Genomic DNA, 12,903 nt, shown 5'->3' on the forward strand with positions numbered 1-12,903 from the left:
CCTGAAAAAAATTAACCTACTGCAGAGTATAAAACAGTACTCAACTCATTAACATCCCCGAAGCAGCACCGCTGCGCCGCTCACGCGTAGCGTGCTACGTTCAAAGGTAAAAAGGGCGGTGCCGCGCAAAGGTTTTAGATGCACCAGATTAAGGTTAGTCATCACGGGAAGATTGCGCGCAAATTCATGATAAGGCTCAATCTTGATTAGTCCTACCGTAATATCAGGGCTACGCCGTAGAATATTAAATAATCCCATGCGAAACTGGCGCGCAAAACGCTCATTGATAATTTCCAGCGATTGTAGTCGCTCGCGAACAGCACGTCGTTGAGTATTTGGATTATAAGGATGGATATCCATTTCAGCAATAGATGCTTTTTTCTCTCCACTGCTAACCATATTATCAGTGGGCGCATCATTTAGCAGGGCATCAATCTCTGTTTGTGAAAGAAAGTTATCGCTCATGTGATTTATCGTAAAATAAACGTTGTGAATAACACATCGGTAATAATTTGCTCAGACTCTTCTAATTCAAAAGTCGGTTTTAATACCTGCTTAATTTCAGACATAAGATGAACTTTGCCGGTATCTGTTGCCAACTCAGTGGCGTTTTGGCGAGATAACAATATACGGCTGCGCACCTCAGGCATAAAATCATGAAGGCGTTTACGGGTTTCTTCACTAGTCAGGCGTAATGTAATATCAATATATAACACGCGATCGCGTTTCTCATCGTCGATTAGATTAACCGTAAAGGGTTCTAGTGACATAAATACCGGTATCACCAGACTTCTTTTTTCCGGTTGATGCTCATCTTGTTCTTTTGCTTGTAATAGCCACCAACTATAGCCAGCAATAAAACAGCTTAATAGTGTGAATAACGCCATAATGGTTAACAGGATCCCACTTATGCGTTTTCCTTGATGTTGCGACTTAGACATAGACAGGTAATTCCTTTTGGTTCTACTTGGGATAATCAAGGCATTGTCGATTAACGTTTTATCCCTGTTTTTGCATTCCACTATAATTATCCCGATCTATAAATAACTTGACGGTAGAATAAAACAGTAAAAATAGGCGGTTATTTTGTCATTGAACAATGCTGATAATGACAGGGGGAATTTTCCCCCACGAGAAAAAGTTAAAAAAAGCAAATAGATTTAAGCAAATACATCAATTCCAGTGGTTATTTGTGCCTGGTTAATTTGCCGGACTTGAGTTAATGAATTCTCACTCTCCTGTTCATGCTGTTCATTTGTTATTGATGATAGCGGCGTTGCAGACTGATTATCTGGCGGACTATTTTGCTCACTATGTTGCTCGCCAACATGCGTTTGCCCCAGTTGTATGCCTTGTTCTGATAGCGCATGACGTAATTGTGTTAGATTGCTTTCAATAATCTGCCGAGCTTGTTGATTAGCGGTCACGACTGACAGTTGCGCTTTATCGTCAAAAATTTTAAGTTGAATTTGTAGGCTACCTAATTCTTCAGGATGAAGACGTAACTCGGCTTGTTGTGAGCCATGGCGACTGAGCATGACAATTTGCTCACTAAACTTTTGTCCCCACTCCGGCTGATCAATCGGCGTAGTCAAAGCAATTGAATTGACGCTAGCTGTCATTGAGTGAGTCAATGCGCTTGGATGTGCTGACCACGATGTTAAAGGGATTGCATTATTATTGCTTGGCGATAGGTTAAGTAATTCTGGATTTTCTGCCATATTTGTCAGGGTTGCGGTATTGATATTAGATTGCATGGCCGGTTGTAATGACAGAGATTGAGATGTTGGCTGTTCTTTGAAAGGTGCTGATAAATTGGCCAGCGGGTATTCGATTGATGAATTATGGCTAGCTAATGTTGCTAACTGAGAATGCGATTTTAAATGAAGTTTTTCATCGCTATTATCAATATTATTAGTCAATTGTTCAAAAATTGCTTGTTCAGTTGTTTCATCGGCTACCGTGGCGCGATCATTTTCTAGCCGTAGCTGAGTCGCTACCTCTGCTAGCTGGATTGGTAATTGATCAATAAATTGATTGGCGGTTAACGGCATAAACGCTGATTGATCCGCTAAGGTCATGGTTTCGTCAATCTGGGCGCTGGGTTCATTCGCTAAAGGCCCGCTAATCGTCAACAGCGCATCTTCCTGTTGTTCAATATTTAAGTCAGCATCGTTTGCTACGTTTTTGTTTTTTGTTTGCGCTGAGTGGTTAGTTAACATTTGGGCAAAATTAACTGAAGACTCTTCTGTAGCCGATTGGGGATCAGCAGCAGGGGAACTGGCGGTAAATGTTACTGATGTATCGATCATTATGATGTCCTTAAAACGGCACGTTGCGCCATTTCATCCATTTGTTTTTGTTCTAGCCGATCAGCACGTTTTTTTTGTAAACGTTCACTACGTTGTTGTAGCTTACTGAAGGCATTGGTTTTTTGCTGTTTGCCTTGCCAATTTTTTTCTGCACTTGTTTCTCGTTGTTGCCATTCAACTAAATGTTGCTGATGTTGCGTGATTGCTTGTTCAAGGGTTAGCAAAAACTGCTGATAATTTTGTAATATTGCACAAGAGGTGCCTTGATGGAGCATGCTATTAAGTTGTTGGCGATATTCATCCTGATACTGTAGCAATTGTGTCAGTTGTTGTTGCATTTGTTGATGTTGATGCCGAATATGCGACAGTTGTATCGCCGCCTGATTGCTATCTTTATGGCTTAAATCACGTAATAAGGTAAAGGAATTGGTTGCTTTCATGCTTCCTCGTTAGTGATTTTCAGGGTTAACAGTGGGAAATAACTGACAAAGCTGTTGATAGGCGCTCTCCTTTGAACAGTACTCATCGCAATCTTGGCGCAAAAATTGTTGCAAATGGGGATAAAGCTGGATCGCCTGATCAAGAATCGGGTCACTACCCACAGCATAAGCGCCAACATTAATCAGATCTTGATTACGCTGATAACGAGATAATAGTTGTTTGAACTGTTGAGCCTGATAAAGATGGCTTTTATCGACCAGACTGTTCATTGCCCGACTGATGGAAGCTTCGATATCGATTGCTGGATAATGGCCAGATTCTGCCAAGGTGCGTGATAGTACAATGTGTCCGTCTAAAATTGCACGAGCTGAATCGGCAATCGGATCTTGTTGATCATCACCTTCTGTTAATACGGTATAAAAAGCGGTGATACTACCACTACCTTGTATACCATTACCGGCTCGCTCTATTAGGGTGGGTAATTTGGCAAACACAGAAGGGGGATAACCCTTAGTGGCTGGCGGTTCACCGATCGCTAAGGCGATCTCACGTTGTGCCATGGCATAACGGGTCAATGAATCCATAATCAGTAACACGTTCAAACCGCGATCGCGGAAGTCTTCGGCAATCCGGGTGGCGTAAGTTGCGCCTTGTAAACGTAAAAGCGGCGAGACATCAGCGGGAGCCGCGATAACCACCGAACGCTGTAAGCCCTCAGGGCCGAGAATATTTTCAATAAAGTCTTTAACTTCTCGGCCTCGCTCACCAATGAGACCAACCACGATCACGTCAGCTTGGGTATAGCGTGCCATCATGCCCAATAACATACTTTTTCCGACCCCGGAGCCGGCAAATAATCCCATCCGTTGGCCGCGACCTACCGTTAGTAGGCTGTTAATCGCTCTTACGCCAACATCAAGCGGGTGGTTAATTGGTGCGCGTTGCAGGGGATTAATCGGCGCAGTAACCAGTGAAGCGTGGCAATCTGTGGTCGGCAAGGATTTGCCATCTAAGGGTTCACCAAAACCATCCAGAACGCGACCAAGTAGTGCCGGGCCAAGGGGAAATTGTTGGCTGCTATTTTGTTGTTTGTCTGCAGTCGCCGGATGATAAACCTGAGCGCCGGGCACAATGCCTGCAAGATCCTGATAGGGCATTAATAGCATTTTATGGCCATTAAAACCGACGACTTCGCAACTAATCTCGTCACTAGCTGGTTGATGTTGGCGTTTTATTAAACAATTTGCCCCTAACGGCATTTGCAGACCGGTTGCTTCTAACACCAAACCTGTCACGCGGGTTAATTTGCCATAATGGCGCACTGGCGCTAGCTGGCTAAGCTGTTTTTCAAAGCTGTCAATTTGGCCTAACCAACGGGCAAGTTTTGCGGTCATGGACATTTCTCCGGCATAATCAACTGACAAAGCTCCAGCCAGCGGGTTTCTAAACTGGCATCTAATTCACTATTTTCAGCGCTAATTTTACAACCATAACGATGCAATTCCGGCACTGCGATCAGACGCCAGCCATTAGCGGTTAAGCTATCACCCAGTTGTGATTCAACCAGTGCCATATCGTTTGGATTAACTTGAAGTTGAGGGCGACCTGTCAACAGTGGATCTTGTTGTAGAAAATGACTAATTTGGTTCAATAACGCGCTACCGTCACAAACCGCGGGTTGACCTAATACTTGACGAGCAGCCTGCAGAGCAATCTGCATTAAACGGGATGCAATGAAACTGTCTAAACCTTCTAACGAGTGGCGAAACTCGCTTAATAGCGCTTGCCATTGTTGGGTGATAGCGGCCATCTCATTTTTGGCATTATCAGTTCCTGCCTGATGGCCTTCAGCTAGGCCTTGCTGATAACCGGCCTGGTAACCTTGTTGCTGACCATCCGTCAAGCCAGCTTGTTGACCTGCAGCGTAACCTTCTTGATAGCCAATTTCTTTAGCTTGTGCTTTTAAATCATCCAATTGATTGATGTGCGCTAAAACATCTTTTTCACTCTGGTCAGTTAAAGGAGCCTCACTTACAACATGCTGACTATTGATAACAGGATTTAAACCTGGCCATAGAGTAATTTCATCTGGCAGCCAGGGCTGCCATGTTGATAGTGATTTTTTAGACATAGGTTTCTTCACCACCATTCATCACAATTTCACCACTTTCAGCCAAGCGTCGAACGATAAACAAGATTGCTTTTTGTTCTGCTTCCACTTGCGACAGGCGAACAGGGCCGCGTGAAGCCAGATCATCGCGCATGATCTCAGCAGCACGGCGTGACATATTGTTGAGGAAATGATCCCGTAAATTTTGTTCACAACCTTTTAATGCAATAACCAGCGAGTCATTTTCCACTTCTTGCAACAGACGTTGCATGGAACGATTATCCATTTCAATAAGATTTTCAAACAAGAACATCTCGTCGATAATTTTTTGTGCCAGTTCATCGTCATACTCTTTAACCGCACTAATAACCACCTCTTCTTGCTGACTTTTCATCAGGTTGATGATTTCAGCGGCAGTACGCACGCCACCCATTTTACTACGCTTAATATTTTGCCCATCAAGTAGGTTATTTAGTACCTCAGTTAACTCGGCCAAAGCGGAGGGTTGTACGCCACCAAAGGTGGCAATTCTTAACATGACATCATTACGTAGTTTTTCATCAAACAAGGCTAAAACGTCGGCCGCTTGTTCGCGCTTTAAATGCACTAAAATGGTGGCAATAATTTGCGGATGTTCATCGCGGATCATATCTGCCGCCATCTGCGGCTCCATAAAGTTCAGCGTATCGATACCGGTAGCGGTCTCTTTGGTTTCAAAAATATCTTCCAACAAGGTATTGGCACGCTCTTCACCCAATGCTTTGACTAATACTGAACGCAAGTAATCATTGGTATTAACATTAATAGCCGCATATTGAATGGCGTTTTCTTCAAATTCAGCCAGTACATCCGTTAATTCATGGTTAGAGATTTGGCGTAAACTTGACATAGCCACACTTAATTTTTGTACTTCACGGCTATTTAAGTGTTTAAAAATTTCAGCGGCTTGTTCTTCACCCACTGACATTAACATCACTGCACTTTTTTCTGTTCCACTAAGACTCATAATTCTTTACTCATCCAATCACGAACAACCATTGCCACCACACGGGGATCTTTCTGTACCATCTCACGTAAGCGTTGGGTATGCATCTCTGCGTTAACACGTTGCCGTGTCTGTTCTTGGCGCGCAGCTTCATCCTGCTCAATTTTTTGTCGGGCAGCCTGCTCAGCATCTTTTTTCACTTTCAGCTCAGCTGCCATTTTGGCGGCTTTCTCCGCTTGACGTTTTTTATGTAATTGGGGTTTGACCACTAAACGCCACAATAACCAGGCCAACAGTAATAACAACAGATAACGACCAATCTCTAACACATTGGCGATAAAAACCGGTTGTTGCCAAAACTCAAGCGGTTTAAGTTCAGCATCTTGGGCTTGAAATGGTGCGTTTACGACATACAGGCTATCGCCACGCTGCTCAGAAAACTCCATCGCTTCTTGTGCCAAGGTTTTAATTTGCGTTAATTTTTCATCAGTCAGCGGCAAGCTATCATCATTTTCTTTTTTATCGCTATCAGCATAATTAACGATGATGGCCACTGAAAGTCGCTGTAGATTGCCTATTTGATGTTGAGTATGACGAATGCGACGATCTATCTCATAGTTGGTGGTTTCATCAACCCGACTATTATGATTATTATTTATTGGCTGCGGAGCATTTTTATCATTAGGTTTGTCAATCGGGGCTTTGGGTGCTGGCGTGGGTTGGTTCGATAGGGCACCAGGTACACCACCAACTAACAATTGACCGTTTTGCTCACTGCGACTGGTCTGTTTTGAACGCACCGCTGATTCATTGGGCGGCTGGTTGGGTTTGTATTCTTCCGCTGTCTCTTCGGTCCGGGCAAAATTAATTTGCGCCGTAACTTGTGCGTGTACGTTACCTCGGCCAACCAATGGCATAATAATCGATTCGATACGTTGCTTATAACGATTCTCAATCGATTGCACATAGTTGAGTTGTGTCAGATTAAGATCGCGGCTAATACCATCGGGTTGAGTTAATAAATTGCCTAATTGATCAACGATGGTAACATTACTGCTAGCTAACCCACTGACACTACTGGAAATCATATGCACAATAGCGGCAATCTGGCCTTCATCCAATTTGCGACCGTTTTGTAGGTTAAGGGTAACCGACGCGGTAGGATTTTTTTGCTCGCGCACAAACAGTGACGGTTTGGGGATGGCTAAATGTACCCGGGCGCGTTGCACAACACCCAGTGATTCAATGGTTTTGGCTAATTCCCCTTCCAGAGCGCGTTGATAGTTGATCTGTTCACTAAATTGACTCAAACCAAATTTTTCTTGATCCAGCAGCTCAAAACCCGCATTGCCACCTTTGGGTAATCCTTGTTGAGCTAACTTTAGTCTAACCTCATGGACTTGATCAGCAGGCACTTTAACCATACTACCATCAGCAGATAGTTGATAAGGGATGTTCATTTGGCTTAACTGAGTAACAATTTCGCCGCCATCTTTATCACTAAGATTGGTGTAAACAGGGCGATAGTCAGCGCCCTGTAGCCAAAACATAGCCGCGATGAAAAAAGTTATTGCCAAAGCACCAGCAACGATTAATGGTACTTTAGGATCAGATTTTATTTTGTCGAAAATGGTACTTAATCCCTTGAGCGGATTTGCTCCATTAGTATTTACGGCATTCATAGACAATCCTTGCCTTCTCGTTCTTGATGAAGATTGATAACGTGGCGTAACAAAGTGGCTTCCTCATACTGATAAAGTATTTCCAGTTTCATCCTTCTATTATCGTTTTTCGTAATCGGTTTAATGGCTGAAATAGACTTTTAGTTCGGCGCTAATTGTCGGTTTTGATTTATTTGACCTGTGGTAGGGTTATTTTCAGCTCAGTGTCAAAAGATGAGTCAATACAATGGCACAGATTAGAGAAAGTTATTGGAAAAAATAGTTTGAGGTTTTTATGTCAATTCCCGCCATTCAATCTGTTATCGCGCAAATGACAACAGACATGGTTAGCAAAAATAGTATACCGTTAACAGCGACAGCGCAATCAGGTTTTGCCAGTCACTTAATCAACGCAGTAGGTAAAATTAATCAAACCCGAGTAACCGCTAGTCAGAAAGCACAAGCATTAACCTTGGAAAAACCAGGGGTAGAGCTTAATGATGTGATGGTCGATCTGCAAAAGGCCAGTTTATCACTGCAGTTTGGTATTCAAGTGAGAAACAAGCTAGTGGGTGCCTATCAAGAAATTATGAATATGCCAGTTTAAATAAGCCTTTGCTATAACTAAGCCACCGACAAGTGGCTATCTTGGTAATTATTTGGCGGTAGTATCAATAATATTAACTGAATGAGTGACTGATAAAAGATAGCCATAATTATCATTGCTAGCGTTTTTTGCTGGCAATGTTGGTTATTGATGAAATTATGTTTGCTAATAATCTTAAACATACCTCTTTCGATATTAAATATCGCGATAATAATCTTGATAACAAAATTAACCGTTGATTGTTTATTGTAAGCTATTAAATTTAAAAGTTATTATATTAATATTACTTTTTACGGGAAAAAAAAACTGATTGAACTTGCAAATCGTGTTGCGTATTTTCTTTTATTAAAATATGACGGACCAAATAAATTAAATAATTATTAATAAAATAAACAATTATGATTGTTTTAATAGTAAGAGACACGCCTAATAATAGTTCAAAAATATAATGATATTTTAAATCAATCTTAGCAAAACGTTAGCAAATCGTAGTAATAAGATAATTTTTTATTCAGGAGAATAGATTATAGCAATAAGCAAAGGAGATTTTTGGAACAGGAAGTAGGGCATTGGAACTTAATTATTGGCCAAATTTCTGCTCCAAAAGCATGCTGATTTATTATTTCCCCGCAGTAATTTCTGTGTCATTTAACTACCCTGGTATTATGTTTTGGCCGCTTAAGCGGTCTTTTTTATTCTTTTTTAAAGCATAAATTTAGCGCTTATACTCAAGTAAAAAAGTGCAATTTAGATTAATGATCATAAAATAAATCATAATCAATGGGTCTAGCCATCAAGTCCAGTAGCCAATTATTCAAATTCACCATAACGGGATTGTAGCTGCTGCTGTTGCGCGGTCTGTTTAATTAACTGCGCCAGCTCATTCATCTGCCTTTCCATCAATTGGCGGATGGCATTTTCATTGGTTAATATTGCTTGTAATAGCTCAGTTAATTGATGACTTAGCGGCTTAGATAATCCAGCAATTGAACCTAATGCCGTAACTTGCTCAACCGCTTGTTGATAACCTTTTTCGCTAACTAATAACTGTTCCCATTGACCAAGTTGTGCCAGCGCTAACATTTGCTGACTAATGGTCAGCAAATGTTGATAAGCACTTAAAAAGGGTTGATGCTCACTGTTCATTAGATTTTCTTGCTGGATCGTTAAGTTGGGCCCAGGTTTGTGCTGAGTCAGTCAATAATTTAATGACATGCTGAATGCGGTCAACATCATTATGCAGACTGGCATGCAGCAGTTCGCGGATCATATAGTCATATAACAGGGCCATATTTTCGCCAATTTCACCGCCTTTTTCTCGATCAATACCGCCATTTAATCCTTCACCAATAATGGCAATCGCTTTAGAGATGGCGTTATTTTTCTGTTGAATATTATTTTGTTCAACAAAAATGACTGCCCGCTTTAAGGCGCTAAGCGCCTCTTTATATAAGATTTGCACCAGCTGGTAAGGTGAAGCATTTAAGATTTGGCTTTCAATATCCACCTGCGCATACATAGTTTCGACCGTTGAGCTATTCATAATTTATTTTGTTAATAGGGCCATTAAGGAGTTACTGCTCTGTTTCATATTGCTGATAGCTTGATCCATCGCGATAAATTTTTTCTGATAACGTTTAAGTGTTGCCGCAATCGTGGTTTGCACACTTTCCATTTTCAAATGTAACATTTTTTTCTGTTGATTAAGCGATTCAGTCGTGAAATGAAGTGGCCCTTCCAGTTTATCCAGGGTCTTTTTTAAATAATGAAAAGTTTCGGTGGCAAAACCGCTTTTTTCACCATCCCCCATAAAGAATTGTTTAACTTTGGCTGGACTATCTTTTAGCGCTTCATCCAATTTTTTATCATCAATCGTTATTTTGCCTTCATGATTAAAACCAATACCAAAATGGTTCAAATGATTCATATCGGGCATATCTTGCACATTTAGCGTCAAATCCTTCACTTGGGAAAAGATCATCGCTGATGAGCTATCGTTTAATAAAATACCATTGTTCGCCGAAGGTGCTTCACCCGGTTTAGTGGGTACATATTTGGTTTGGTTTTTATAAAAGCTGTGCAAACTATTAAAAGCATCAACCCAGCCTTTAATCGCTTTTTTAGTCGGCTCGATATCTTTAGTAATATTAATGGTTTCTGCTATCGGGCTATTGTTATTATTGGTATCTTTTTCAGAGGTTTTGAGCAGGTTAAACGTCACCCCTTCTGGCGCATCTTTAATCTCATTAGTTTGGCGTTCAATGTTAATACCATTAATTTTTACCTGAGCATTTTGGGCGGCGACGGTTTCAGTCATATTATTGCTGTTAAAAATCGCATTCAGTGTGCTATCGCCTTTTACCTCAATAGCCATTTTTGCTTCTGTACCGGTTTTCTTTGAGCTCAGAACTAATTGATGTTCATTCTCTTTAATTTTGACCAGACTAGCAGAGACATTGCCATCGGTTTTATTGATCGCATCCCGGATTTCCCGCAGCGATGTTTGTTCATCGCTGAGTTTAATTTCCAGCGGCTGTTTTTCACTGTTTTGCTTAATAACAAATATTCGCTCTTGGCCGCTGGTAACATTACCACCCAGTTTTTTCTTCACATCATCGATAGTGTTGGTCTTTAAGGCTTGTGCTTGCGCCAGTTGTTCAACAATCACCTCATAATTACCGGCAGCGGCTTTCTCATCGGTGGTGACCGCAACGGTTTTATGCTCTTTACTGACTGAGGTGGTCGTGATTTTGTCAAACTTCATCAACGTTTCGGCAGCCTTTTGCAATTTATCTAGTTCAGCACGCAATGAACCGTAAGCGCTGATCTGTTTATCATATTTTTGCTGTTTTTGTTTTAGTGGATTCAGCTTTTGATTCTCAGAGTTTTCTAATTTATCCAGCCATTCGCCAATGGGCATGCCGGATCCTGCGCCTAAAACAGTCATATTTGACATGATCTTTTCCTGTTCAATTTATAAAGATTATTGCAGTTATCGGCGCTAATTAAAAAAAATTGAGTCAATAGAAAAAATAAATTTATTAGCCAAATGATTAAAGAATTAAAACCCAGCGACGATAACCAAACCAGCCAATTGTTTTGGCATTATAAAAAATTAACAAGGAAATTATTATGGCTCTGGTTATTAATACCAATATGTCTGCGCTAAATGCACAGAAAGCACTGAATAAAACACAAGATACCTTAGGTACCACCATTCAACGTCTATCAACGGGTCTGCGCATTAACAGCGCTAAAGATGATGCGGCGGGTATGTCAATTGCCAATGGCATGACCTCTAACATTATGGGGATGACGCAAGCAGCGCGTAACGCCAATGATGGTATCTCGCTTGCCCAAACGACGGAAGGCGCGTTAGCGCAAGTGAATGATAACCTGCAAGCGATCCGCCGCTTAGCGGTACAGGACAGTAACGGCACTAACTCAGCTAGCGATATCGCCACGCTACAAAATGAAGTGAAACAGCGTTTAGACGAAATCAATCGTATCTCTGAGCAAACGGATTTCAACGGCACTAAAGTGTTAAGTGCTAATACGATGAAGACTATCCAAATCGGTGCTAATCATGGCGAAACCATTGAGATCGCATTAGAGAAAATCACTTCTGGTGAGTTAAAGATTGAAGGCGTTGATTTAAATGTGTTTGCTGGTGAGTATGTGGATTATAATGCAACTGCGACAGTAGCGGCTGATGTTGGTAAGGATGCGGCGTTAACGTTCCCAGCAAACGCAACAAAAGATTTGGCTGATGGTAATATCAAAATTACTGACGCAGGCGCTTCTGGTTTAACTGCTGCAGCAACTCATGGTACTGCTTTCAAATTATATCAAAAATTGGATAAAACCACCGGTCAAGAGATTGCAGGTGAATATGTTTTAGTTAAAACAACCGGTGCCGGTGCGACTGCGACAACACAAGTTTATGATGTTGAGCTAACGACTAAACTTGTGGGTACGGATGATAAGGGACTCGATATTAAAGTTAAAGGCGAAATCCAAAATGCAGAGTCTGGCGCAGCGGTTGGCACAAAACGTGCACAATTCCAAAATGCAGTTGACGGTGACAAAATCCTTAGCAGCTTAAATGATGCCTTGACTAGTGTTTCTGCTCTGCGTAGCTTATTAGGTGCGATGCAAAATCGCTTTGAAGCGGCGGTTGAGAACCTGAACAACACTATCAACAACCTCTCTTCCTCACTCAGATTGAAGAGGTGAATTTAAATATTTTTGCTAAGTCTTATGCCGATTATGCTACTGCAGCAACTGCAGCAGTAGATATTGGCAACGATACTAATCTCTCCTTCCCAGCGTCAGCAACTAAGGATTTGACTGATGCCAATATCAAAATTGCTGGTACAGGACTAACTAATACACAGAAATTACATCAAAAAATTGATGCCGCCACCGGTAAAGCGGTTGATGGCCAATAATGTGTTAGTGGATACAGCAAATAATACAACTAAAGTTCATGAAGTAACGTTAACAACTAAAGCCGTCAGAACTGCTGGTGCTGCTGCAACTACTCCTCTTGATACAAAAGCAGTAGATGTAACCCTCGGTAAAGAAATCACCGCTGATGCAGTTGCCGGTACTGTCGATACTAAAGTTGCTCGTGCTGGTATGTTAAGTGACGATAAAGTGCTTAGCAGCCTGGATGATGCCTTAACTAGTGTTTCTGCTCTGCGTAGCTCATTAGGTGCGATGCAAAACCGCTTTGAAGCGGCGGTTGAGAACCTGAACAATACTATCAATAATCTCTCTTCTGC

Annotated in this window: 14 protein-coding genes and 1 pseudogene; 4 read left to right on the forward strand and 11 right to left on the reverse strand. The window is 41.5% G+C overall.

All coding sequences use genetic code 11. The annotated features are described in order from the left end of the window. Positions 1-78 precede the first annotated feature (78 nt). The 8 genes and pseudogenes from G468_RS0104535 to fliF all read right to left on the reverse strand — a co-directional run. Positions 79-465, reverse strand: a pseudogene (locus tag G468_RS0104535) (flagellar motor switch protein FliM); the annotation flags it as partial. 5 nt (positions 466-470) lie between these two features. Beyond that, on the reverse strand, positions 471-941 hold the full coding sequence (gene fliL / locus G468_RS0104540) for a flagellar basal body-associated protein FliL (protein WP_026822111.1): 471 nt from the start codon (positions 939-941) through the stop codon (positions 471-473). A gap of 219 nt (positions 942-1,160) precedes the next feature. Further along, positions 1,161-2,312 (reverse strand): flagellar hook-length control protein FliK, encoded by a 1,152-nt coding sequence (locus tag G468_RS22260; RefSeq protein ID WP_026822112.1) that lies wholly within the window; start codon positions 2,310-2,312, stop codon positions 1,161-1,163. Further along, positions 2,312-2,752: a flagellar export protein FliJ gene (fliJ, locus tag G468_RS0104550; protein ID WP_026822113.1), complete on the reverse strand. Its 441-nt coding sequence runs from the start codon at positions 2,750-2,752 to the stop codon at positions 2,312-2,314. Before fliJ ends, G468_RS22260 begins: the two co-directional genes overlap by 1 nt. Before the next feature lie 9 nt (positions 2,753-2,761). After that, positions 2,762-4,147, reverse strand: coding sequence for a flagellar protein export ATPase FliI (gene fliI / locus G468_RS0104555; RefSeq protein WP_026822114.1), 1,386 nt, complete (start codon positions 4,145-4,147; stop codon positions 2,762-2,764). Beyond that, positions 4,144-4,884 carry a flagellar assembly protein FliH gene (fliH, locus tag G468_RS0104560; RefSeq protein ID WP_026822115.1) on the reverse strand — a complete coding sequence of 247 codons (741 nt, stop codon included), beginning with the start codon at positions 4,882-4,884 and terminating at the stop codon, positions 4,144-4,146. The genes fliI and fliH overlap by 4 nt, the downstream gene beginning before the upstream one ends. Further along, on the reverse strand, positions 4,877-5,869 hold the full coding sequence (gene fliG, locus G468_RS0104565) for a flagellar motor switch protein FliG (RefSeq protein ID WP_026822116.1): 993 nt from the start codon (positions 5,867-5,869) through the stop codon (positions 4,877-4,879). Before fliG ends, fliH begins: the two co-directional genes overlap by 8 nt. Then, the gene (gene fliF / locus G468_RS0104570) at positions 5,866-7,530 is read right to left on the reverse strand and encodes a flagellar basal-body MS-ring/collar protein FliF (protein WP_026822117.1); all 1,665 of its coding nucleotides are present in this window, start codon (positions 7,528-7,530) and stop codon (positions 5,866-5,868) included. Before fliF ends, fliG begins: the two co-directional genes overlap by 4 nt. Positions 7,531-7,804: 274 nt before the next feature. Here fliF and fliE point away from each other — a divergent pair, with 274 nt between their 5' ends. Further along, a complete protein-coding gene (fliE, locus tag G468_RS0104575; RefSeq protein WP_026822118.1) occupies positions 7,805-8,116 on the forward strand; it encodes a flagellar hook-basal body complex protein FliE in 312 nt (103 codons plus the stop codon). Positions 8,117-8,926: 810 nt separating this feature from the next. On the opposite strand, the gene fliT is transcribed toward fliE, so the two are convergent. Genes fliT through fliD form a run of 3 tightly spaced genes read right to left on the reverse strand, consistent with a single transcriptional unit; the run spans position 8,927 to position 11,072 of the window. Further along, a complete protein-coding gene (fliT, locus tag G468_RS0104580; RefSeq protein ID WP_026822119.1) occupies positions 8,927-9,262 on the reverse strand; it encodes a flagellar protein FliT in 336 nt (111 codons plus the stop codon). Then, positions 9,252-9,659, reverse strand: a complete 408-nt coding sequence (fliS, locus tag G468_RS0104585; RefSeq protein WP_026822120.1) for a flagellar export chaperone FliS — start codon at positions 9,657-9,659, stop codon at positions 9,252-9,254. Before fliS ends, fliT begins: the two co-directional genes overlap by 11 nt. A gap of 3 nt (positions 9,660-9,662) precedes the next feature. Further along, on the reverse strand, positions 9,663-11,072 hold the full coding sequence (gene fliD, locus G468_RS0104590; RefSeq protein ID WP_026822121.1) for a flagellar filament capping protein FliD: 1,410 nt from the start codon (positions 11,070-11,072) through the stop codon (positions 9,663-9,665). 176 nt (positions 11,073-11,248) lie between these two features. Here fliD and G468_RS25060 point away from each other — a divergent pair, with 176 nt between their 5' ends. From G468_RS25060 to G468_RS25260, 3 genes are all read left to right on the forward strand, one after another. Further along, positions 11,249-12,352 carry a flagellin N-terminal helical domain-containing protein gene (locus G468_RS25060; RefSeq protein WP_051296942.1) on the forward strand — a complete coding sequence of 368 codons (1,104 nt, stop codon included), beginning with the start codon at positions 11,249-11,251 and terminating at the stop codon, positions 12,350-12,352. Then, positions 12,349-12,567 (forward strand): hypothetical protein, encoded by a 219-nt coding sequence (locus tag G468_RS0104600; RefSeq protein ID WP_026822122.1) that lies wholly within the window; start codon positions 12,349-12,351, stop codon positions 12,565-12,567. The genes G468_RS25060 and G468_RS0104600 overlap by 4 nt, the downstream gene beginning before the upstream one ends. Continuing rightward, positions 12,557-12,903 (forward strand): flagellin (locus G468_RS25260; protein WP_420885098.1); only part of this gene is annotated, 347 nt, incomplete at its 3' end. The genes G468_RS0104600 and G468_RS25260, both read left to right, overlap by 11 nt.

The organism is Arsenophonus nasoniae DSM 15247 (assembly GCF_000429565.1).
Lineage (GTDB): Bacteria > Pseudomonadota > Gammaproteobacteria > Enterobacterales > Enterobacteriaceae > Arsenophonus > Arsenophonus nasoniae.